The organism is Arthrobacter psychrochitiniphilus, assembly GCF_003185915.1.
Classification (GTDB): domain Bacteria; phylum Actinomycetota; class Actinomycetes; order Actinomycetales; family Micrococcaceae; genus Specibacter; species Specibacter psychrochitiniphilus.
In genome coordinates this window covers 17,899-41,250 of sequence record NZ_QHLZ01000008.1, presented here as the reverse complement: position 1 = coordinate 41,250, position 23,352 = coordinate 17,899, and the positions used below count along the sequence as shown (strand labels likewise).

Sequence of the window (23,352 nt, the reverse complement as noted above, 5' to 3'; positions counted from 1 at the left end):
CGTAGATACGAAATAAGCCCTAAGGGGGACCCAATGCTTGAATGGATCAATGATTTCGGCTGGATCATCTGGCTGACGGTTTTTCTGCTCCTGGCAGTGGCCGAAATGCTGACGCTGAGTCTGTACTTCATCTTGATGTCTGTCGGAGCCCTCGCCGCACTCGTGGCGTTCCTCTTCGGTGCCGAGCTGTGGCTACAGATTGTCATCTTCTGCGTTGTGGCCCTCGCCACGACAGTTCTCATCAGGCCCTTGGCCCTAAGCCATTTGCACCGCGGTCCAGCTGACCAGCTCTCCAACGTGGACCGCCTCATTGGGCGCTCTGCAGTGGTGTTGGAAGCTGTGAGTACCGGTGGTGGGCTGGTCAAGATTGGCGGAGATATTTGGAGTGCTCGTGTCCAAGGGGGCACCGAGATTCCTGTAGGCGCCACGGTTGAAGTTGCCGCCATTGATGGGGCCACAGCCGTCATCACCCACCCCAGCACCCACAAAGCGTCCGGAACGGCCGCCACAACAGCCTAAGTATTTCTACGCTGAGCGGGCCCGCAACTGCGTGAGCTGGCCGGTGTAGAGACACGTTTTTTACACAGAAAAGAGGGGATTTCATGGTAGACGGAGCCGGCACAATCGTGTGGCTATTTGTTGTTCTTGTCCTGCTGATATTCGTAGTTATTGTTCTGGTGCGTTCAGTACGCATCATTCCGCAGGCCCGCGCCGGTGTGGTGGAGCGTCTGGGTAAGTACCAGCGCACACTCAATCCTGGACTCACAGTCCTCATCCCCTTCGTGGACCGTCTGCTACCACTGCTTGATTTGCGTGAACAAGTAGTCTCTTTCCCCCCGCAGCCGGTCATCACCGAAGATAACTTGGTGGTCTCCATTGACACCGTGGTGTACTTTCAAGTCACGGATCCGCGTGCGGCAACATATGAGATTGCCAACTACATTCAGGCTGTGGAGCAGCTGACCACCACTACGTTGCGTAACGTGGTGGGTGGTTTGAACCTTGAAGAAGCACTGACTTCCCGCGACCAGATCAACGGCCAGCTCCGTGGCGTGCTCGATGAGGCCACGGGCCGCTGGGGTATCCGCGTCAGCCGTGTTGAGCTCAAGGCCATTGACCCGCCCCTGTCCATCCAGGATTCCATGGAGAAGCAGATGCGTGCAGAGCGTGACCGCCGTGCCGCGATTCTGACAGCTGAAGGAACCAAGCAGTCTGCTATTTTGACTGCTGAAGGTGAACGCCAGTCCTCCATTCTGAAGGCTGAGGGTGATGCCAAGGCAGCCATCCTGCGTGCCGACGGTGAATCTCAGGCGATCCAGAAGGTCTTTTCCGCCATTCACAAGGGCAATCCCACGCAGAAGCTGCTGGCATACCAGTACCTGCAAACACTGCCCAAGATTGCCTCCGGAACCTCCAACAAGCTGTGGATCATTCCCAGCGAAGTGGGTGAGGCCCTGAAGGGCATTGGCAACGTTCTGGGAACTACCACCCCTGACACGGACGACGCCGTCGATCCTCTCGCAGGTGCCGGGCAATAACCCAACGTACCCCTGCAAACCTCGCGCGGCCAATCACGTATAATGGGTGATTGGCCGCGCGGCGTTTGCCCGGCCGGATTTTTTGCTTCATCCCGGCAGAGCAGGAACAACTGGCGGACGTGCAGCGTTGAAACAGCAGTAATCAACTTGAGGGAGAAGTTATGAGCGATCGCAGCCTGCGTGGCATGCGCTTGGGCGCACAAAGCATGGAGACGGAATCAGGCGTGGAGCCGGCTCCCCGCCAACGTGTGGAATACCGCTGTGCAGATGGTGAGCAAGTGTTTGTCATGTTCTCAGCCGAGGCCGAGCTGCCAGCTACTTGGATGTCCAAGACCGGCAAGGAAGCCCTGCTGGTCAACGGTGAGGCACCTGACACATCCAACGAGAAGCCTGTCCGCACTCACTGGGACATGCTGCTGGAGCGCCGCACCCTTCCTGAACTGGAAGTCATCCTGGCGGACCGCCTGACCATCCTGCGCGAAAAGCGTGGGGAAAAGGTCTAGCCAACACCTGCGTTAACAGATAAGGGTGCCCCCGAGATACTCCTCGGGGGCACCCTTATCTGTTAAGGCAGGTGGGAACAACTATCACAGCGCTGCCAGGGGGCGGATTATTTGCGACCGGTCAGCTTGTTCCAGCGGGCACTCAATCCCCACTTGGTGACATTGACCATGGCTTCTTGGACAATGTTGCCGCTCATCTTGGAGGCGCCGAATTCGCGTTCCACGAACGTGATGGGAACTTCAACCACCTTCATGCCCTTTTGGCAGACACGCCACAGCATATCTACCTGGAATCCGTAACCCACTGATTCGACGGAGTTGAAGTCAAGAGCTTCCAAGGTGCCACGGCGGAAGGCCCGGTAGCCGCCCGTGACATCGCGGATGGAGATCCCCAGAATCACTCGTGAGTAGAGGCTGCCGCAGGTGGAAATCAGTTTGCGGTGCAGCGGCCAGTTGACAACCTTGCCGCCGGGGACCCAGCGAGAACCAAGCACCAAGTCTGCGCCCTGCTCAATGGCGTCCAGGAGCAGCGGTAGCTGCTCGGGCTGATGGGAGCCATCAGCATCCATTTCAACAAGCACGTCATAGCCTGCATCGAGGCCCCAGGTGAAACCGGCAAGGTATGCGGCACCGAGTCCCTCCTTACCGGCACGGTGGAGGACGTGGACCTGCGGATCATTGTCCGCATATTCCTGCGCCCATGCTCCGGTACCGTCGGGGCTGTTGTCATCGGCAACCAACACATCCGAATGTGGCACTGCGGCCCGCAGACGCGCCAGAGTCTTCGGCAGTGACTCGATCTCGTTGTAGGTGGGAATGATCGTCAGGACACGCAGCAATTGGTGCCTTTCCGTAATGATTTTTAGGTGAGGGGCACTACCTCAGCTTCCGCCCGGGCGGGCAAGTGCCATCAAGCCACAGTGGCAGACGGGTAGCGCCAAGTGTCTAGTATAGGCGAGGGCCCGGGGGAAAAGATAAGTTCACGCGCCTTCGGACCAAATGCGACGTTCACCATGGTGGCGATCGGATTTGTTTTCTACTGGCGCGTGAACTTATCCCCAAAGTGTCGGCAGAACTCAAATCCGTACCGACCGGTAACCTCCCGTGGGAGGTTCACCGCTCCCCTAAAGCTAATTCCCTATAGCTAGCCTGTCAACACGGCTCTGACCTGCGCAGACACGTATCCGTGCAGGTCAGCCCCGCGAGTCTCCAGTAATCTTTTTTACGCATTAAAAGCCCGCCTGTTACTCACTGAGGGCTACCTCCGGCCGCGGAGGCTAGAGCGCAAATCCGTCGGCAACAAACAGTTCCCGGCCCTGGTGCACCGTCTGTAGGCAACGGGGATCACTGCCCGTATCTAGCGCCGGCAGAAGTGGTGTGCGGGCTCGCGGGTCAGTGGACCAGGACTGCACGCGCTCGTCGGCCACCTGCACCATGAGTTGCTCCACATCCCAAATGGCAAAACTGGCCGGAGCGCCGGGGACCAGCTGGCCCATGAAGGGGTTCTCGTTCTTTGCCGCACGCCAACCAGCGCGAGTATGCCCAATGAAGGAGGCACGGGCTGAAATACGGGATGTTGCTTCGTGATGGTTCAGTGCTGCGCGCACACTGGCCCACGGGTTCAAAGGGCTCACTGGCGTGTCCGATCCGAAGCAGAGCGGCACCCCGGCGGCATAAAAGCGGCCCAGCGGGTTCATTTCCTTGGCTCGCTCAACACCCAGCCGGCGGGCGTACATGCCATCCACGCCTCCCCACTGTGCGTCGAAAGCCGGCTGCACTGAAACTGTGACGCAATATTTTGCCAGCGCGTCCATGGCAGCCGCATCCACCATCTCGGCGTGCTCCAGCCGGTGCCCGGCGGCCCGGACCTGGTCGATGCCCACACGCTGTGCGGCACGTTCCAGTCCCTCCACGGCGATTTCCATGGCGCCGTCGCCAATCACATGGAATCCCCCGGTCAGACCAAGCTCAGACGTTGCCGCGAAGTGGTCCCCCACTTGCTCCACGGTGAGCTGGGCGCTGCCGTAATTCCCGGGCGCATCCGCATAAGGTTGGCGTAAGAAGGCGGAGCGGGAACCGAGGGAACCGTCAATATTGATATCTCCCGCCAACCCCAGGACATCGGTGCCAAGGGTAGCGAGCAAGGCGCGGGCTTCCTCGGCGCTGGAGACAAGTTGCCCCCAATAGGGCAATACCTGCGGAAGCGCTTGTCCACCCTGTACCTGGCCAAGCGCCACGAGCGCTGCAAGGTCCTCCGGCGAGCCAACATGGGGCGCCGCCATTTCCGCCAGAGCCACATACCCATTGGCAGCTGCGTGAACCAAGGCCTTCCGCTGAGCGGACTCACGCTGTTCGGGGAACAGGTCCCGGGCGGCGTCACGCGCGGTAGCATGTGCGCCGCCGCTGACCAGGCCCTCGCCATCCCAGCCGATCATACCGGCCAGCGCGCAGCGCCGTGCCAGTGCCGGCGAAACCAGGCCCGAGTGAACATCCACCCGGGCCAAATACACTTCCCGGCCTCCTGCGGCGTTCTCCAGCTCACCGGCAAGGGGTAGCCGGGCATCAGCCCACAGCGAGTTGTCCCAGCCGTGACCCAACAAAACACCAGTGCTTGTAGGCGCGGCGTCCGCCACCAAATCCAACAGTTCGCGGGCGCTGCGTGCCCCGGAAAGGTCCACTGACGTCATCGCCAAGCCGGTCTCGGTGATGTGCGCGTGTGAATCCACAAAGCCGGGTGTCACCAAGGCTCCTGCCAAGTCCACCTCGCGCATACGTGAGTCCAGGAGCGAGGTGGCTGCGTGCTCGGATCCTACCCACGCCACCACGTCCCCATCCACCAGCATGGCTGTGGCTAGGGGGTCTGCGGAACTGTATACCGAACCGTTGCGGTACAGGGTCAATGACATGGCTACATGGTCCTTTCACAATGTCCCTGAGGGACAAAAGCAACTAAAATATTTCACTGAAAAAAATCGGGGCGCTGCACCCGTGCGATGAAGCGATGGTGGGCTGGCACACCCCCGGCTAGTTCTGCACCGGCTAGCTCTGCACCGGCTCGTTCTCGACCGTGGTGTAAGCGACAACGCCGCGGCGCACTAATGCAACGGCGGAACGGCAGGTGCTGGAAAATCCTGGCGGCGCAGCTGGCACCGAAGAGAGCTGGCCCAAGAGGTCGATGACCTGCTTGGTCCACCGCACAAAGTCACCCGCGGCCAAATCCGTGCCATTAAGGGCATCGTGCAGGCTCCGGCCCTTGGCCCACTTGTACATGGCCCAGACCAGGCCCATCTCAGGTTCGCTGGTCAGCGGCAGCTTGTGAGACTCTTCAGTAGCCTGCAGGTGCGAGAACAGCACCACCACATCTTCTACCGCCTGTTCCAAACTCACGCTAGGCATCCGCGGGCGGCTCCCCTCGGCGTCGCGCTTGGATTGGTAGACCAAGGTAGTGACGAAAGCCGCCAGTTCAGCCGCGTCAAGGTCGGCGAAGGAGCCCTTGCGCAGCGTCAGAGCAATGAGCAAGTCCTTTTCACCGTATACGCGGCGCAGACGCTGGCCATCCTCGCTGGGCACCAGATTTCCGGCCTGATCCGCTACAACAAAGCCGTAGCCTGCCAGCAGGTCAATGACCCGGTCAAAAGTGCGGGCAATCGTGTTGGTCCGGGACTGGATGGCCCGCACAATACCATCGGTCTCCTTACGCAGCTTCCACCACCGTTCAGACCAGCGGGCGTGATCTTCACGCTCGCTGCAACCGTGGCAGGGGTGGGCGCGCAGATTCCGGCGCAGCGTGGCAATGGCTTCATCGTCGCCCGCTGCCGAGCCGGTCAGATTGAAGGCGGCGGAGCGGTCCGGGAGCGCCGCCGTGGGTTGGGCCAGCTTGGCCTCCACAGCCGCCAGCAGATTGCGCCTGTCCTTGGGCACCTTGGGGTTGAACCCCTTGGCAACCCGCACTTGGCCCAGCGGCTCCACCGGACCTGCGAGCTCGTGTGCGTTCAGCCGGCGGTACTCCTTGTCCAGGCCCAGCACCCCGGGCCGGGGAACCCGTGCCTTGCCATCGGCGTCAAGCACGACGGCGTAACCCGGGTTGCGCCCGCCGGTCACCATCACCACATCGCCTGTGCGCAGGTTGGCCAGTGAGTGTGCCACGGCGTCACGGCGTTGCTTGGCCTTGGACTTGGAAGCGCCGGATTCGGGATCGGAAAGTTCGCGGCGCAGCTTGGCATATTCGTTGAAGTCACCCAGGTGGCAGGTCATGGCCTTCTCATAGCCAGCCAGTGACTCCTCCCTGGAGCGGACCTGGCGAGCCAAATCCACCACGGAACGATCTGCTTGGAACTGGGCAAAGGAGGATTCCAAAATGGTGCGGGTGCGGGTGCGGCCAAATTGGGCAATCAAGTTAATGCTCATGTTGTAAGTAGGGCGGAAACTAGAATTCAACGGATACGTCCGCTTGGATGCCAGCCCGCCCACGGCGCCCGGGTCGGTGCCGGGTTGCCACAGCACCACGGCATGGCCTTCCACGTCAATGCCGCGGCGTCCAGCACGTCCCGTCAACTGGGTGTACTCACCCGCGGTAATGGCCACGTGGGCTTCACCATTGTACTTTTCCAGTTTTTCCAGCACCACAGTGCGGGCCGGCATATTGATGCCCAGGGCCAGGGTTTCTGTTGCGAAGACGGCGCGGACCAGGCCGTGCGCAAAGAGGTCTTCCACCACTTCCTTGAAGCTGGGCAGCATGCCAGCGTGGTGGGCGGCAAGTCCGCGCAACAATCCATCACGCCAACCCCAAAAGCCCAGTACCTCCTTATCGGAATCCGGAAGTTCGGCGCAGGCATTGTCTACGCGGCGGGCAATTTCCTCCCGTTCTTCCTCCGTGGTCAGCCACATCCCGGCGGCCGCGCACTGCTGCACGGCGGCGTCACAGGCGGCTCGGGAGAAAATAAAGGTGATGGCCGGTAGCAGGTCTTGGCTCTCAAGGGCCCTGATGACTTGCGGACGTGAGGCTGCCCGAGCCCACCCCTGGGGGCTGCTGGAGCGGTTCTCACGCTCCTGGTAGGGGGTGCCCTGGTATCCGCGGCCGCGGGAACCGCTGCCGCCTCTGCGGCCATGAACCGTGTCTCTGCCCGTGCTGACCGATTCACTGCGGGCCAGTTTGAGTAGCTCGGGATTAATTTTCGGCATCTTGGCAGGTGCAGGGGCACGTTCTCCGGGGGTTCCGGGGGCGGTTTCGTCGAAGGCCACGTTCTCAGCGAAGAGGTCTACCAGATCGCGGCGCACCATCACGTGCTGCCATAGCGGAACGGGGCGGTGTTCGGAGACCACCACGGCGGTATCTCCCCGAACCGTGCCCAGCCAGGCGCCGAATTCTTCGGCGTTGGAGACGGTGGCGCTGAGGGAAATTACGGCCACTTCGCTGGGCAGGTGAATGATGACTTCCTCCCACACTGCACCGCGGAAGCGGTCGGCCAGGTAGTGAACTTCATCCATGACCACATAGGCCAACCCCGCCAGCGTGTGGGAATCGGCGTAGAGCATGTTCCGGAGCACCTCGGTGGTCATCACCACCACGGGGGCTTCTGAGTTAATGCTGGTGTCTCCGGTCAGCAGACCCACGTTCTCTGCCCCGTATTTATCGGAGAACTCCCGAAATTTTTGGTTGCTCAGGGCCTTGATGGGAGTTGTGTAGAAAGCCTTATTACCGCGCTGCAACGCCAAATGAACGGCAAATTCACCCACAATGGTTTTTCCGGCTCCGGTAGGGGCGGCAAGCAAAACACCGCGGCCGGCCTGGACGGCTCGGCACGCGGTGTCTTGAAAATCATCGAGTTCAAAATTCAGCCCCGCCTTGAAGTCACCAAGGTCAGTGTTGCTGTCTTGAACCCGCACTTTGGCTGCCAAGTAACGTTCGGAAGGGCTTGGCATGTCAGTGGAAGGCATAGTACAAGCCTACGCCAGCCGCACCGGTCAAAATATCAGAGTATTTCCAGATCCGTTGATGGTGTTGGAACATCAGCGTTCACTTCAGATTCAACGATTTTCTTGGCGGCGCGTTTGTCCCTGCGCAAGTCATTGAGCATGCACAGCCCAATGGCACCGAAGTACAGCACCAGCAAGGGTGCGGCCAAGAAGAACATACTCATCACATCAGAACCAGGAGCGGCCATCGCGGAGACAATCGTCACACCCAAAATGGTGAATCTCCAGGCCTTTAGGTACGTCCGGCCCCGAATCATGCCGATGGCGTTCAGGGCGAAAAGCAGCACCGGCACCAGGAAGGCGACACCCATGAAGAGCATCAACTGCAGGGCAAACTGCAAGTAGTCAATGGCCTTCATGATGTTGCTGCCACCCGCGGGGGTGAAGGACGTCAGGGCGCGCACAATGTTAGGCCAAATGATCCAGCCGGCAAAAATTCCGGCCAAGAACAATGGCACCGAGGCAAACATGTAGGAAAGCGTGTAGCGGCGTTCCTTCTTGGTCAACCCCGGAGTGATAAACGCCCAAAGCTGATAGATCCATACGGGTGAGGCAATAATCAAGCCAAGGATCAGCGAGATTTGAATCTTTAAATCAAAGGACGTTGTGACGCCCTCAAAGTTCAACGACGCGTTGATGTTCCGCATTTGGCTGATATCACGCAAGGGTGCCGTCAGGGCGTACATCAGTGGATCGTAGAGGATCCAGCCAATGACAACCCCAGGGAGCATGGCCAAGGCACTCTTGAAGAGGCGGTTGCGCGCTTCAATCAAGTGAGCTTTGAGAGGCATCCGCCCTTCAGGGTTGGCCTTACGCCCCTTGGTGGCACTCACCGGTTCAGCGACGGTTTCTATGACTGAGCGCCGGTACCGGTACCGGTTCCGTCGCCCTGTGCTGGGTTATTGACGATCTTGCCTTCGAAAGGCACATCAGTGCTCTGCGGCGCGGCGGGCGGAGCGGACGGAGGAGTCTCGTCCTTGCCGTCATTCTTCATTTCCTTGACCTCGGACTTGATAATCCGCATGGACTGGCCCAGGCTGCGAGCCATGCCCGGAAGTTTCGGTGCTGCGAACAGCAAGAGGACAACAATGATGATGATGGTGATAGCCCAGGGGCTCTCAAAAAGTCTTCCCACGGTAACGCCTTTCCTTTTGGTTCATCCTACGTCTTGTAAAGCTTCGATGTCGCGCAAGGATTGGAGCTGTCCGCGTTCTTTCCTGCGGGCGACGCGCCGCTGAAGGCGGGCAAAACGCCGTTCTTCTTTGGCAGCTAGGTAATCATGCTTCATTTTTTCAGGCGTTGCAAAAACTGCCGCGCCCGGAACTACATTACGCGGTTCTGTGACGTGCTGCACTTCGGCGCGTTCTAAGCTGGAGTCCCAGTTCTGGGTGACCTCGGCTGAGACGTGCGAGAAGGTGCGCATGGTTGCCATGGCTCCCTGCCAGAGTTTGAAAGCCAAAAAAGCCACAAACAGCAAGGACACGGCAAGCAGCGCTATCCATATCAAAATCCAAGACCACCAAGGCATGTTGCTTAGTCTATCCATCGCCCCTGTGAGTTTCCGGGACGGTTTCGCCAACAGCGTCATAGTGGCTGGCTGCTTCCGCCAACCATGTGGCCGTTGCTATTCGCAACGCCTCGGGTCCGGCTACGCGTGCGTGCCCGCCCAGCCGAGCCATGAGGGGCCCAATCAAGGCGGTATCGCCGACGGAGATGGCTAAACCCACCTGGTCCGGGCCGCCGTCGAACATGCGAGCATTGTAGGCAGGCGCCAGGCGTTGGGCTGTGGCAGGATCCGCTACCAGCAAGACCTGCAGGTCATGACTGCCGGGATCATAAATTCCCGCCCCCGGCTGCCATCCGGTTTGGTCCCCGAGGCCATGTTTCTGCTCCCCCGCGTCCTTGAGGATCTCGATCCGATCCACCCTAAAACTGCGGCGATCCTGCGCCTGTTGGCACCACGCCCGCACATACCAGGCGGAATCCATGGAGAACAGCCGCAGCGGTTCAATGATCCGCTCACTGAGCTCGTCCCGGGAGCCCACCAGATAGCGGATGGCGCAGGATCGGCTGTCATTGATGGCCTGCTGCAGTGCTGCCAGGTGACCCATTTCAGGCCCCAAGACCAATTCCAGCCCCACGGCGTCCGCCAGCCATGCGTCTTCGCCCGCCACATTGCGCAACGCCTCCGTGGCTTGGGCCAGGGCCGCCTCACCCCTACCCGGCACAGCCGTGAGCGCGTGCAGACCCACCAGGACAGAGCAGGCCTCCTCGTGGGAGAGCCGCAGGGGGCTGGCGAGGGTCTCGGCGTCACGGATAAATACCTGCCCGGCTTCCGTGGTCGCATCCATCAGGTCCCCGTGGAAGTAGCCGGGCTTGCCGCTGACGTTGAGCGTATCCAGATCACGCTGAAACTGCTTCTCCGTAATGGCGAATTCCGCAACAACTTCCGCCACCGAGACACCAGGGTTGGCCACCAAGTACGGGACCAGGGACAGCAGCCGCAACAGCCGGTCCGGGGTGTCCCTACGCTTGGCCTTGCCCAGTTTCAGCGGCTTGTCCCAGTGGATTGGAGCAGCTGCGCTAGCACCAGCCACTAGGCCTTTGGCTGCCGCATCCGCCGCCCGGCGCAGCTTCCCGGCCACCGCCTCACGCAGTCCGGCAGGAGCCACGACGTGTGCCTGGGCTCCCAAGGCGGCAACGTCGTCGGCCATTAATTCCGGTTCCCGGTATTCCACCCGGAGCACCTGCCAACCGGGCCGGGCCGGAGTGTCCAGCACCACTGTCCCAAGCCGGCTGCGCAGGGAATGGGCAGCACCGTCCGGGACGGCAACCTGGGCTGAGTAAGGGTCCCCCGTACCAAGGCGCTCCAACACGGTGGAAATGAAGAAGGCGGTGGGGCGGTCAAAACTTTGTCCAGTGTGGACTTTTACCTCGGAAGTGAACCGGCTCAGTCGGTAGTTGCGCTCTTCACCCTTGTCCACGTCAAAACCGGCCAGATACCACTGCCCATATTTGTTGCCCAGCCCCCATGGCTGCACAGTGCGGGTGGTGCCCTCCTCCGCTCCGCTGCGACGGTAGTCAAAACTGACCAATTTCTGTTGGCGCAACGCATCCCACAGCGGCTCGAAGGCGGGCTCGGCCGTGCGGACACGTGAGCTGACGGTGGTTTCATCCTCATACCAGCTGGTCCCGGTCCGGGTGGCGATCTTGCGCAACGCCGACTGTGCTGCTGCCCCGAAGGTAGCCTCCGACCACAAGTTCGCAGCGATCGCCAGCAGGTTCATGGCGGGCTCATCGAGGCGCAGTTGGGGCACCTGGTAATCCTTGGGGTCTATCCGGTACAGGTACTGCTCCTCAAGCTCGTTGTCATAGCTGTTCGTAGCCGAAACTCGGATGCCGAGGGCGGCCAACTGGTTTTTGTCGCGTTCAAACATTCGCTCAAAAGCCACCCCCACCTTGCTCTCTTGTGCAGCCGTGGCGCCCTCTCCCGCATAACCGTTGACATGGCTACGGATATAGGACTTGCTGTAGCCGCGGTTGGTGCCCAAGAGGGCGATCACCAGGTTCAACAGGCGTTCGGTGGCATCAATTTTTGTGGGCACCTTGTCAGCGTACTAGGCGGGTCCCGGCTTTCCGGTCAGGACTGCACCCACGTTACGAGCAAAAAATGCCGCCGCTTGACGCAAATGCCACAGTTCAAACCCTGGCATTTGCGTCAAACGACGGCATTCTTGCTGAAGCGGCGACTTAGCGAACTGCTACCAGGTCCACCACGAAGATCAGTGCTTCGTTGGGGCCAATGGCGCCGGCGGCGCCTCGCGAGCCGTAGGCCAGCTCCGAGGGGATTTCCAGACGACGGCGGCCGCCAACCTTCATGCCCAACAGGCCTTGGTCCCAGCCCTGGATGACCTGGCCAATACCGGCCTTGAAGTCCAGCGGCGTGCCGCGGCCCCAGGAGGAATCGAATTCCTCGCCGGTGGAGAAGGCGACACCCACGTAATGGGTTGAGACGGTGCTGCCGCGCACTACTTCGGTGCCGGTGCCCTCAATGATGTCTTCAATCATCAATTCGGTGGGGACAGCGTGTGCCGGGAAGTCAATTTCCGGCTTGGTGCGGTCAAAACTGCGTGCTCCAAAAGACATGGTGCTCCTTCTACATGGTTGTTTACTTCTTCGATTCAATCTTAACAACAAATACCAGCGGACCCGCCGGTTTGCCCTGGGCTGCCGCATTCTCGCCATACGCCATGGACGCGGGGATGGTCAGCAGCACTGTGGATCCAACCTTCTGGCCGGTCAAGCCCAGGGTCCAGCCCTGGATGACACCGTTGAGCGGGAATTCGCTGGCGGAGCCACGCTCATAGGCGGAATCGAAGGACTTTCCGTCCCAGGTCCAGCCGGTGTAGAACGCCGAGATGGTGTCCTTCGCCGTCAGGACCGCACCGGTGCCTTCCGTCAGAACCTCAACGGCCAAATCTGCTGGCGCGTCATTCTTGGGGATGGTGATACTGGGGACACCCTTGGCATCAAACTTGGCGGTGGGCAGCTTGCCAGCCTTGGCCAGTGCCTTGACGTCCTCACTGCTCATGACCTTGGCTGCCGGCGGGGCATCCTTGGCGGACATGACCTGGAAAACGCTCAAGCTGGCGGGCTGGGCCGGCTGCTCGGGGGCTTCATCGGTGGCTGCCACTGCCGCAGTGCCCGGGATGCCGTAGGCGATGTAGGCGCCCACCTTGGCGCTAGTGAAGGTGTTGTAGACAACAGCGAACTGATCCTTGAAGGAATCGTTCAACACGATGGAACCACCGCTGGGCTTACTGAAGGTTTCACCGAGGAGGTCACCTGTGGCGGCGTTCATGGATATTTCACGGAATTCAACGGACTGTCCGGATTTGATCTGTGCACCGTCACCAGGGGATACCAAGCGCATGGCCTCGGACGGGACACTCAGGGGCTTGTCAAAGGTTACCTTGGGGGCTTTCCCATCACCTTCGCTAACGGCCTTGACCGAGGCAAGAAGTTCGGCATTGGCCGCCGGCGCGGACGCGGAGGCATTCGCTGTTGCCTCCGGTGATGAGGAGTTGGCTTCTTGTGAACAGGCGGTCACAAGAAGCAGAAGCGGAAGAAGCAGTGCAAGAAGTCGACGCACAGAAACACTTTCGATGGCGGGATGAATCAGGTCAGGTGCCGGCGCCACGTGAAGGAAACCATGACATCAAGCAAGAAGTTCAATCGGTCACAGCACACCCATGTGATGGGTAACACCGGGCCGGGTCCAGCTTATCGTTTAAAGCTGAATGAAAGCTGTCGGTTCACTAGCTATTGCTCGTGAAGGGAGGCAATCAACTCATCAACGCGCTCGTCAACGCTCTTGAACGGGTCCTTGCACAGAATAGTCTGGTGGGATCTGTCATTGAGTTTCAAATGCACCCAGTCAACCGTGTAGTCCCGCCCGGATTCCCGGGCGGCGTTGACAAACTTGCCGCGCAGATGGGCCCGGGTGGTGGCCGGCGCCATGTCCACTGCTGCCACAATCTCCGCTTCATCCACCAGTTTAGCGGCCGCACCGCGGCGCTCGAGCATGTTGAAAAGGCCACGGTGGGGATCAATGTCGTGGTAGCGCAGATCAAGCTGCCCCACCTGCGGGGAACCCCAGGAAAGATTGTGCCGATCTGCATAGGAACCTAGCAGTTTTGCCTTGATAGCCCAGTCAATTTCGGTGTCAATAGTTGAATAATCCTCAGCCTCAATAGCATCAAGGGTCCTTTCCCACAGATCCAGAATCCGTGGGACAAGGTTGTTGTGGGCCCCGTGTGAGCGGACAAAATCGGAGACCTTCCCCAGATAGTGGCGCTGAATGTCTACAGCGGTCATGGTCCGGCCATCAGCCATCTTCAAGGGGTGGGTTCCTGTGAGGTCATGGGAGATCTCACGAATGCTGCGAATGGGGTTTTCCAACCTCATGTCAGTCATAATGGTGCCGGCCTCCACCATGCGCAGAATCAGATCCATGGTGCCCACCTTCAACATGGTGGTGGTCTCTGACATATTTGAATCCCCCACAATCACATGCAGGCGGCGAAACAGCTCTGCATCGGCGTGCGGCTCATCCCTGGTATTGATGATGGGCCGGGAACGGGTGGTAGCTGAGGAGACACCTTCCCAAATATGATCAGCCCGCTGTGAGAAGGCAAATTTCCCACCTTGTTGTGCGGGCAGCACCCTGCCCGCACCGGCGATCAGCTGCCGGGTGACAAGGAAAGGAATCAAAATATCCGCCAGGCGGTTGAACTCGCCCTTGCGGGTAATCAGATAGTTTTCATGACTACCGTACGAGTTACCTGCTGAATCAATATTATTTTTGAACAGGAAGATCTTCCCGTCATATCCCTCACGTGCCAGCTGTCCTTGGGCTTCCTGCACCAGATCGTGCAAGATCAGCTCCCCCGCACGGTCCTGGGCAATCAACTGGCCTATGCCATCACATTCAGCCGTGGCATATTCCGGATGTGAGCCCACATCCAGGTACAGCCTTGAGCCGTTGGGCAAGAAGACGTTGGAAGAGCGCCCCCAACTGACCACCTTGCGGAACAGGTAGCGGGCTACTTCTTCCGGTGAGAGGGGCTTAGCCCCGGGCGCAGAGTAAGTAACGCCAAATTCGGTTTCAATGCCAAATATCCGCCGGTCCACCGGTCTTCTCTCCTTGCAGTTGTTGAGTCAATGATGTGCAGCTTGCTGGGCAGCTTGCTGGGCAGCTTGCTGGGCGTTACGCCGGTGAGGGCGTTGGGGGTTGCTTCCCGCTCGCCAGGAGCGCTGCCACGTCAGCGGCGCCCAGGCGCCTGAAGGCCCGGTGCGAACCGCGCACCCGTGAGGCGTTGCGCTCCAGCACGGCAACCTCCAGCGTTGTGGCATCAAGTAAGTGGATGCGCCCGGTCTCGGACGCGCCGGTGGAGATGCGGGGCGCTGCCAGGGCGGTTACAGCCCAGTGCAGTGCTTGGGCCAGTAACGCCCCGGGCACCCACAACCGTTCAAGGGTGGACTGCACGGCATCGGCCTGCCCGCCCATCGCCAGAAAGCCGGCCTCATCAGAAATGGAGCCGTCAAAATTGAGCCGAAAGATGTGATCCCCTGCTTCGGAGACACCCACCTCGGCCACGGCCAGCTCCACTTCAAAGGGTTTCTGCTCGGCGGTGAAGACGGTGCCCAGGCTTTGGGCGTAGACACTGGCCAGCCCGCGGGCCGTCACATCCACCCGGTCATAGGAATAGCCGCGCACATCCGCGTAGCGCACCCCCGCTTGGCGCAGGCTCTCAAATTCGTTGTATTTCCCTACCGCGGCGAAGGCAATCCTGTCATAAATCTCACCGATCTTGTGCAGCGTCGGTGAAGGGTTTTCGGCCACAAGTGCCATGCCATCGCGGTAGCTGAGCACCACAACGGATTTGCCCCGGGCAATGCCCTTGCGGGCAAAATCGGCCCGGTCCTTCATGACTTGTTCAGGTGATACATAGAATTGCTGCGACATCTCAGGCCTCCCTGCGTTCGATGCTGCGGTGCGTCACAATCCCGGCCACGGCGGCGGCCAATGCCTCCTGGGAAACCCGGGTGGCGCCGTCGTTCTTCACGGTATAGACCACGGGCCACAACGCCCTGATGAGATCCGGCCCACCCGTGGCGCTGTCATCATCGGCAGCGTCAATGAGCGCCTCCACGGCAACAGCCACAGCGTCCTCCTCGGATAGCTCCGGGCGCCACAGCTTCTTTAGGGCGCCGCGGGCAAACACCGAGCCGGAACCCACGCTGTGGTGTTCAAGTTCCTCGTAGCGGCCACCGGTGACGTCGTAGGAGAACAAGCGTCCAGTGGCTGCTCCGTATTCAATCCCGGCAAAGAGTGGCACCACCGAAAGTCCCTGCAGCGCCATGGGCAGGTTGGCCCGTACCATGGCCCCGAGGCGGTTGGCTTTGCCCTCGAGACTAAGCCGCGTTCCCTCAATTTTTTCGTAATGCTCCAATTCCACCTGGAAGAGGCGCACCATATCAATGGCGATCCCGGCCGTCCCGGCAATGCCCAGCACCGAATATTTATCAGCGGGGAACACTTTTTCAATGTGGCGGCTGGCGATCATGGTGCCCATCGTGGCCCGGCGGTCGCCCGCCATGAGCACCCCACCAGCAAATGTCAACGCCACAATGGTGGTGCCGTGCGGGGTTGCAGGCATGGAGCCAGCGGGCAGATCGCGCCCAAAGGGCAATAGTCCGGGATTGTTCCGGCTCACAAAATCAAGGAACGACGACGAGGAGCCCTCACCTTCCAGCGGGGGGAAACCGCTGTGCCGGGTGCCCGCCATGGCCGCTACTGGCCACCTTTTTGGACAAAGCCGCGCACAAATTCCTCGGCGTTGACTTCTAACACCCCATCTATCTCATCCAGCAGGTCATCCAAACCGGAAGTGGCTACCTGGGCTGCTGCCGAATCCGGGGCCGGGGTTGGTACGGGAAGCTCGTCGACGTGTTCTTCCTCGGCACGGGAGGAGACGTTTTTCTGTTCCTGAGAAGCCATGATGCATCCTTCGTAACTGATTGCTCGGAGCCTGATAGTACTAGCTGTTACCATCCTGCCACGGACCCGCCGGGTTTGCGTGTAGTGGGCGGGCCGTGGTGCACCCAAGCCAGCGTGTGGGCTAGTTTCCGCCGGCTAACAATGCGGCGAGGAAATCTGGCAGTTCCGTGTGGGTGCGAAACAGATCACCCGTCAGCGCCTCCGTCCCGCGCAGTGGCTCCTTGGTGGAGACCCGCTGCAGGCTGCGCTGCTGTGGGAGTTCAAAGATCACCGAGTCCCAACTGGCACCCACAACGTGCGGGCCAAAGTTCTGAATGCAGCGGCCCCGGAAATAGGCCCGAGTGTCTGTGGGCGGTTGCAGAACTGCGGCGGCAATTGATTCATCGCTGACCATCCGCTCGATCCGGCCATGCGCTAAGAGCTTGTAGTACAGTCCCTTTTCAGGGCGGATATCAGACCATTGCAGGTCTATCAGACCCAGCCGGGGATCATCCCAGTCCATGGTGTCGCGGAGACGATATTGCTGAAGCAGGTTAAGCTTGGCCACCCATTCCAACTGTCCGGCCAGGGACATGGGGTCCTCCCCCAGCGCCGTGAGAACCTCTTCCCATTTGGCCAGGACCTGCGCGCTGTGTCCGTCACCGGTCTCTGGGTGGCTGGAGCCGTTGGTGGCGCAGTGCTCCTTGGCGGCGTGTAAGTAGCGCCACTGCACTTCCAGGGCGCTGACCAGCTCACCATTGTTCAGTAGATGGAGTTCTTTGAGTTCCCAATCGTGGCTGACGGCCTGCAGAGTTGCTACGGGGTCGGCAAATTCAATCATTGGTGCCGATCCGTGTTCAATCATGTCCAGGACCAGGGCGGTGGTGCCGAACTTGAGAAAATTCGATACTTGACACAAGTTGGCGTCACCAATAATGACGTGCAGGCGCCGGTACTTAGTGGCCGTGGCGTGTGGCTCGTCACGGGTATTGATGATGGGGCGCCGAATGGTGGTCTCCAGCCCCACTTCCGCTTCGAAGAAGTCCGCGCGCTGGCTCAGTTGAAAGCCAAGGCCCGAGCCGTCCTGCCCCCGGCCCACACGGCCAGCTCCGCACATGAGTGCGCGAGTGACGAAAAATGCTGTTAAGCCGCTCACAATGTCCTTGAAGGGGACACTGCGTGGCATCAAATAATTTTCGTGGCTGCCGTACGAGACGGATTTATTATCCGTATTGTTTTTGTACAGATTAATGCCCGGCATGCCGGGCGTGGCGGCAATTCTGCGCACAGCGGCCAGCGCCACCAAGTCTCCGGCAGCGTCCCAGCGCACGGCATCCAACGGGTTGGAGACTTCCGGTGAAGAGTACTCCGGGTGCGCATGATCCACGTACAACCGCGCCCCGTTGCCCAGCACCATGTTCATCATGGGCGCCCCCGTGTTCCACCCGTGATCACCTACATCCCCGCCCTCCAAAGCGATTTGGGCTGCCGTGAGAATCGGTTCGCTATCCGTGAGCTGACTGGGGTCCGCTGCGGCCCGGGGCATGGACCAGCCCCTGGCATCCGCGAGCGGGTCCTCGTCCGTATAGTCCCAACGGGTTTCCCCGCCAGCAGACGCCCGGTGACTGGTTTCGCGTGAGTAAGCATGGACCACTTGGGCGGAAAGCCACGTGGCATTGAACTCCTGGGTGCCGGGAGCATGGATGCCATATTCCGTCTCGGCACCCATGACACGGACGGCACTCACAGGTACTGCCCCGTGTTTGGCAGGGTTTCCAGGGTCCGGCCAGGCACTTGGCCTTCCTTGCTCTGGACGATGGTGCGGATGTAGGTGATCCGCTCACCCTTCTTCCCGGAAATTCTTGCCCAATCGTCAGGGTTGGTGGTGTTGGGCATATCCTCATGCTCACGGAACTCATCCACCACCGCGCGCAGCATATGTTCAATCCGGATGCCCTTCTCACCACTGGTCAGCAGGTCCTTGATGGCATATTTCTTGGCCCTGTCCACCACGTTCTGAATCACCGCACCGGAGTTGAAGTCCTTGAAGTACAGCATTTCAGTATCACCGTTGGCATAGGTCACCTCAAGGAATTCATTGCCCTTGTCCGTGGCGTACATGGCCTCAACCGTGCGCTGAACCATTGCGTCAACGGTTTCTTGGAGGCTGCCGTGGTTCGCTGAAACGTCATCGGCGTGGAACGGCAAGGATGTGGTGACATATTTAGTAAAAATATCCGCCGCAGACTCTGCGTCCGGGCGCTGAATTTTGACCTTGACGTCAAGACGGCCGGGACGCAGGATGGCTGGATCAATCATGTCTTCCCGGTTGGAGGCGCCAATGACAATCACGTTATCCAGGCGTTCAACGCCGTCGATCTCGCTGAGCAGCTGGGGCACAATGGTGGTTTCCACATCGGAAGAAACCCCCGTACCGCGGGTACGGAACAGTGAATCCATCTCGTCAAAGAACACCACCACGGCGCTGCCGTCGGAGGCCTTTTCGCGGGCCCGGCTAAAGATCAGCCGGATCTGGCGCTCGGTCTCCCCCACATATTTATCCAGCAGTTCAGGTCCCTTGATGTTGAGGAAGTAGCTTTTCTGATCCTTAACACCTGAGCGTTCCCGCGCCCGCTTGGCCAGTGAATTGGCCACAGCCTTGGCAATGAGCGTCTTTCCGCAGCCGGGCGGGCCGTAGAGAAGAATGCCCTTGGGCGCTTTGAGCCCGTGTTCGCGGTAGAGGTCAGGATGCAGGAAGGGAAGTTCCACGGCATCACGTATTTGCTCGATCTGGGAGGCAAGCCCACCAATGTCCGCATAGGAAATATCCGGCACTTCCTCCAGTATCAAGTTCTCCACTTCGGAGCGCGGGATCTTTTCCAGAGCGTAGCCGGTGCGCGCATCCATGGTGAGCGCGTCCCCCACTCTGACGGCGCCATGCAAGGTACCAGCGAGCCGCAGCACCCGTTCATCATCGGAGCGGCCAATGACCAAGGCGCGGTCCGTGCCCAACAATTCCTTCACGGTGACAAGTTCCCCAACATCGGTGCACCCCAGCGCCGCAATCACGGTGAACGCCTCATTAAGCAGCACTTCTTGCCCCACGGAGAGCTCGTTCATGCGCAGCAGCGGGCTCATGCCTACCCGCATCTTGCGCCCTGAGGCATATACGTCAATGCTTTCCGAGGTCACCGCGGTGCTGGCTCCGCTGGTGGGCGTGGCCCGGTTCAAGGCCACAATGGTGCCGAAACTGTAGGGCGGCTCACCGTCACGCTCCAGGGCCGAACGCAGTTTCTGGATTTCAGACTTGGCTGTTTCCAGTACCGCCACAAGCTTGGAGTTATTGGCTGTGGCCGAGGCCAACGCCCGGTCAAGGTTGCGGGCCTTGTCCCGGAGCACATTGAGTTGACGCTCCAGGAGCGCTTGTTGGCCTGGACCGATCGAATAGGCCGAGCCGTGAGAGCCGGGCGCGGGGGGAACCGCAGTAGGCGTGGTGCCATCGTGCGGATCTTCGGGTGTGGAGTGCGTTGAGTCGTTCATGACCTTGTGTCCTTCCGCAGCGTATCCCGCCGCAGCCGTGGCTAACCGGTAGTGCCGAGCATACTGCTACTGCTCGCCGAAACCGTCCTGGCGGGTTTCTGTTTCTTGTGACTGCTCTTGATTACGCTTGGTCTGCACAGTGGAAGAGGCGTCACGTGCGGCGCGGCGCAGCTTCTTGTCCGAGACGGACCGTTCGCCCACAGCCGCAGGTGTCCAGGCGTCGAGGTCCTCCTGCGCAAAATCGGTTTTCGACGCGCGGCGCTTCGGGGACATTCCCGTCACACCATCAGCGAGCCGGCGCGTGACCATGAGGAAACCGGTGTGAGCCACCATGCGGTGGTCCGGGCGGACGGCCAAGCCCTCAAGGTGCCAGCCGCGCACCATTGATTCCCAAGCGTCAGGCTCGGTAAACCGGCCATCTGCCCTAATGGCTTCGGCCGTGCGGGAGAGCTGAGTCACGGTGGCAACATAGTTGATCCAGACGCCGCCGGGCGCCAACACTGTGGCTACCGCGTCGAGGCATTCCCACGGTGCCAGCATGTCCAAAACAACCCTGTCAATGCTGCCGGGAGCTTCCTGTGCCACCACCTGGTCTTGGAAGTCTCCGAGGGAAATCTTCCAGGCCGGGTGGGGGCCGCCAAAAATGGTTTCCACGTTGCCGCGGGCAATATCTGCAAATTCTTCACGGCGTTCAAAAGAGTGCAAATAGCCGTTGTCTCCCACGGCTCGAAGTAGCGAGATGGACAGCGCGCCGGATCCCACACCTGCCTCAACTACACGAGCACCCGGGTAGATATCTCCCATGGTGATGATCTGTCCGGCATCCTTGGGGTACACCACTGCCGCACCGCGGGGCATGGAAAGCACAAAGTCAGAGAGCAGGGGGCGCAGTGCCTGGTATTGCTGGCCCACGTTGCTTTCTACCATGGATCCCTCGGGAGAGCCGATCAGCAGATCATGATTCAAAAAGCCCTTGTGCGTATGGTACGCCGTTCCGGGTGTCAGGGTGATGGTGTTCATGCGGCCGCGCTCGTCAGTCAGCTGTACACGCTCCCCGGGGCGGAAAGTACCGCGGCGGGCAGCCGCACCGTGCGGCGCCTGGCCGGCATCTTGAGCTGTTGGGTCTTGCTTCATCTAAATGGATCCTCACGTTTGGTTCTCAAAGTTCAGCGTTTGCAGCCCGCGCCTGGCGGGCCGGAAAAATAGTGGAAAAGCTGGAAAAGCTGGAAAAGCTGGAAAAGGTGGAAGAGCTCGAAGGGGTTTCAGGCTGGCGAGGTTTATGGCTGGCGAGTTTTGCCGGCCCTCACGCAGTGCCCTTGCCGGTCATGGCGGCAACAACCTTCGCCTGGCTCAGCAGGCCGGTGACTTTCCCCTCCAGGTTAATGACCGCATATTCCTTATCCGGAAGTTGGGCCAGGTAGGAGACAAGCTCCACGCCTGAGGCCGCCTCCGGAACGTAGGCTCCCTTGGACAGGGTCCTTGCCACCGCGCTGGCCGGGGTGAGCAGCGCAGCCTGTGGCGGGACATGGGCCAAAGCAAATTCGTCAACCACTGCCGTAGGACGGCCGTCACGGCCAAAGAGAACTATGGGCTCTTGAGGAAACTGTCCACGAAGCGTCCAGAGCTGGGCCACGGTGCATTCAAGGGAAGCGCTCACCGCGGGTGCGGCCAGGGCGCCAGCAGTGATGGCGGGCAGGCGCAGGCGCATATTTGCCCCCTTGATGGAGGCAGAAGCTCCCATCCACAGGAAACCCGCCAGCAAGATCACAATGAATGACGTTGTCAGTTGCGGCTGCGCACCCTGCAGATACGGCACTACCAACACCACGGCAACAATCAACACCACAATGATGCGCCCGGCCCAACCAGCCGCCACGGTACCCTTTTCCTGGCTGCCTGTGGATTTCCACACGATTGACTCCACGAGCCTGCCACCGTCCAGCGGCAAGCCGGGCAAAATGTTGAACAGACCAATCAGCAGGTTCGCCCAAATGAAAATATTGGCCAAGAGGAAAGCAATGGACCCTCCCAGGGTGACTTGCTCAGTCGAGAGCGGCACGGGCAGCGCAGTCTTGACAAGCCAGCCCAGCCCCGCCAACACAAAATTAGCAACGGGCCCTGAAAACGCTACTACCAAGGCCTTGCCAGGAGTGGCCTTGCTGAAATCGAATTCGGTGTGGCCACCCCAGAGATTCAAAACTATTTTGTGGGTTTGCCAGCCGTACATCTTTGCCGCCACGGCATGGGCCAACTCGTGAATAAAAACAGATAAGAGCAACAGCAGCGCGTAGGCAAAAGCAACCGGATAGGCCCAGCCGCCAAACCCGGCTTGTAGCTGCGGGCCAAAGATCAAGACAGTAATGGTGGCGATGAGGAACCAGGAGTTGGCCAAGATGATGGGTGTTCCCTTGACGGAGCCCAGCACCATTCCTTCACGCCGTTGCTTCACACTGCCGGTGGAACCGTTCACAAAGCAGCCCCGGCCGAGGTTGCGTCACCAGCGAGAGAAGCTGCATGTGCGGCGAGAACTGCCTGGACGTCGTCGTGGCTCTTTCCCGCAAGCGTATCCCAGGTGGTGCGGCGGGCATCTTCACCCAACGGAACGGCATTGGGGATGGCGATGGTGGCCATCCCTGACGCAATGGCCGAGGCGACTCCCGGAACGGAATCCTCCAGAGCCGCACAGTGGGCCAGGGTCAGGCCGGGATCGCTGCGCTGCAGTTCTTTCACAGCCAGCAGATACGGTTCGGGATGCGGTTTGCCATGCGTGACTTCATCGCCGGTGATCAGGAATTCAAAATATTCCTCGCCCAGAGCGGCCACCACTTCCGCCGCCATATGACGTTCGCTCATGGTCACGAGGGCGCAGCGCACGCCCCGGCCATGCAGTTCAGCCAGCAATTCCCGAGCGCCCGGGCGCCACGGAAGTTCTCTGCGCAGCCCGGCCACCACGGAGTTGGAGAGGTAGTCGATGATCTCGCGCTCGGAAAGGTCCACACCGGCACCCTGGAGTACCTTGGCGGTGGAATCCAACGCATTGCCAACCAGGGCGTGAGCCATTTCCTCATCCCAATACCCGCCATGGGCCGTCACCAGCTCGATTTCAGCGGCAATCCAATAAGGTTCGGTGTCTACCAAGGTCCCGTCCATGTCCCACAGGACGGCTTTAAGCACCAGAGCGGCGGAAGTCTCGTGAAGGTTCATGGCAGAAGTGGGTGAAAGCATGCCCCTAGTCTACGTGGCAGGACGTGAA

General features: G+C 60.1%; 21 protein-coding genes. 3 read left to right on the top strand and 18 right to left on the bottom strand.

Features of this window, described 5'->3' with window-relative positions:
- The first annotated feature begins 33 nt into the window (after positions 1–33).
- From CVS29_RS13080 to CVS29_RS13070, 3 genes are all read left to right on the top strand, one after another.
- On the top strand, positions 34–519 hold the full coding sequence (locus tag CVS29_RS13080; RefSeq protein WP_110106773.1) for an NfeD family protein: 486 nt from the start codon (positions 34–36) through the stop codon (positions 517–519).
- A gap of 83 nt (positions 520–602) precedes the next feature.
- Entirely contained in the window at positions 603–1,538 is a 936-nt protein-coding gene (locus tag CVS29_RS13075) for an SPFH domain-containing protein (protein ID WP_110106772.1), read from the top strand.
- A gap of 161 nt (positions 1,539–1,699) precedes the next feature.
- On the top strand, positions 1,700–2,041 hold the full coding sequence (locus CVS29_RS13070; RefSeq protein WP_110106771.1) for an RNA polymerase-binding protein RbpA: 342 nt from the start codon (positions 1,700–1,702) through the stop codon (positions 2,039–2,041).
- Between the two features lie 107 nt (positions 2,042–2,148).
- Here the strand turns inward: CVS29_RS13070 and CVS29_RS13065 are convergent, their stop codons facing one another.
- From CVS29_RS13065 to CVS29_RS12980, 18 genes are all read right to left on the bottom strand, one after another.
- On the bottom strand, positions 2,149–2,877 hold the full coding sequence (locus CVS29_RS13065) for a polyprenol monophosphomannose synthase (protein WP_110106878.1): 729 nt from the start codon (positions 2,875–2,877) through the stop codon (positions 2,149–2,151).
- 441 nt (positions 2,878–3,318) lie between these two features.
- Entirely contained in the window at positions 3,319–4,947 is a 1,629-nt protein-coding gene (locus CVS29_RS13060; protein WP_110106770.1) for an amidohydrolase, read from the bottom strand.
- 133 nt (positions 4,948–5,080) lie between these two features.
- On the bottom strand, positions 5,081–7,978 hold the full coding sequence (locus CVS29_RS13055) for a DEAD/DEAH box helicase (RefSeq protein WP_110106769.1): 2,898 nt from the start codon (positions 7,976–7,978) through the stop codon (positions 5,081–5,083).
- Between the two features lie 35 nt (positions 7,979–8,013).
- Positions 8,014–8,850, bottom strand: coding sequence for a twin-arginine translocase subunit TatC (gene tatC / locus CVS29_RS13050; protein WP_245932237.1), 837 nt, complete (start codon positions 8,848–8,850; stop codon positions 8,014–8,016).
- Positions 8,851–8,867: 17 nt separating this feature from the next.
- Positions 8,868–9,152 (bottom strand): Sec-independent protein translocase subunit TatA, encoded by a 285-nt coding sequence (tatA, locus tag CVS29_RS13045; protein WP_110106768.1) that lies wholly within the window; start codon positions 9,150–9,152, stop codon positions 8,868–8,870.
- 21 nt (positions 9,153–9,173) lie between these two features.
- Positions 9,174–9,500 (bottom strand): hypothetical protein, encoded by a 327-nt coding sequence (locus CVS29_RS13040; protein WP_245932236.1) that lies wholly within the window; start codon positions 9,498–9,500, stop codon positions 9,174–9,176.
- Positions 9,501–9,555: 55 nt separating this feature from the next.
- Positions 9,556–11,622 carry a helix-turn-helix transcriptional regulator gene (locus tag CVS29_RS13035; RefSeq protein WP_110106766.1) on the bottom strand — a complete coding sequence of 689 codons (2,067 nt, stop codon included), beginning with the start codon at positions 11,620–11,622 and terminating at the stop codon, positions 9,556–9,558.
- A 145-nt stretch (positions 11,623–11,767) separates the two neighbouring features.
- The gene (locus tag CVS29_RS13030) at positions 11,768–12,163 is read right to left on the bottom strand and encodes an FKBP-type peptidyl-prolyl cis-trans isomerase (RefSeq protein WP_110106765.1); all 396 of its coding nucleotides are present in this window, start codon (positions 12,161–12,163) and stop codon (positions 11,768–11,770) included.
- Between the two features lie 22 nt (positions 12,164–12,185).
- Positions 12,186–13,169, bottom strand: coding sequence for an FKBP-type peptidyl-prolyl cis-trans isomerase (locus tag CVS29_RS13025; protein ID WP_146213050.1), 984 nt, complete (start codon positions 13,167–13,169; stop codon positions 12,186–12,188).
- Between the two features lie 170 nt (positions 13,170–13,339).
- Positions 13,340–14,710 (bottom strand): Pup--protein ligase, encoded by a 1,371-nt coding sequence (pafA, locus tag CVS29_RS13020; RefSeq protein WP_110106763.1) that lies wholly within the window; start codon positions 14,708–14,710, stop codon positions 13,340–13,342.
- A gap of 76 nt (positions 14,711–14,786) precedes the next feature.
- Positions 14,787–15,545 (bottom strand): proteasome subunit alpha, encoded by a 759-nt coding sequence (prcA, locus tag CVS29_RS13015; protein WP_110106762.1) that lies wholly within the window; start codon positions 15,543–15,545, stop codon positions 14,787–14,789.
- 1 nt (position 15,546) lies between these two features.
- The gene (gene prcB / locus CVS29_RS13010) at positions 15,547–16,368 is read right to left on the bottom strand and encodes a proteasome subunit beta (RefSeq protein WP_110106761.1); all 822 of its coding nucleotides are present in this window, start codon (positions 16,366–16,368) and stop codon (positions 15,547–15,549) included.
- Between the two features lie 5 nt (positions 16,369–16,373).
- Positions 16,374–16,580: a ubiquitin-like protein Pup gene (locus CVS29_RS13005; RefSeq protein ID WP_110106760.1), complete on the bottom strand. Its 207-nt coding sequence runs from the start codon at positions 16,578–16,580 to the stop codon at positions 16,374–16,376.
- 121 nt (positions 16,581–16,701) lie between these two features.
- Positions 16,702–18,288 carry a depupylase/deamidase Dop gene (dop, locus tag CVS29_RS13000; RefSeq protein ID WP_110106876.1) on the bottom strand — a complete coding sequence of 529 codons (1,587 nt, stop codon included), beginning with the start codon at positions 18,286–18,288 and terminating at the stop codon, positions 16,702–16,704.
- Between the two features lie 14 nt (positions 18,289–18,302).
- A complete protein-coding gene (arc, locus tag CVS29_RS12995; protein WP_110106759.1) occupies positions 18,303–20,099 on the bottom strand; it encodes a proteasome ATPase in 1,797 nt (598 codons plus the stop codon).
- Between the two features lie 66 nt (positions 20,100–20,165).
- Positions 20,166–21,233 carry a tRNA (adenine-N1)-methyltransferase gene (locus CVS29_RS12990; RefSeq protein WP_110106758.1) on the bottom strand — a complete coding sequence of 356 codons (1,068 nt, stop codon included), beginning with the start codon at positions 21,231–21,233 and terminating at the stop codon, positions 20,166–20,168.
- 169 nt (positions 21,234–21,402) lie between these two features.
- The gene (locus CVS29_RS12985; protein WP_245932235.1) at positions 21,403–22,569 is read right to left on the bottom strand and encodes a site-2 protease family protein; all 1,167 of its coding nucleotides are present in this window, start codon (positions 22,567–22,569) and stop codon (positions 21,403–21,405) included.
- Entirely contained in the window at positions 22,566–23,324 is a 759-nt protein-coding gene (locus CVS29_RS12980) for an HAD family hydrolase (protein ID WP_110106757.1), read from the bottom strand. Before CVS29_RS12980 ends, CVS29_RS12985 begins: the two co-directional genes overlap by 4 nt.
- Positions 23,325–23,352 lie beyond the last annotated feature (28 nt).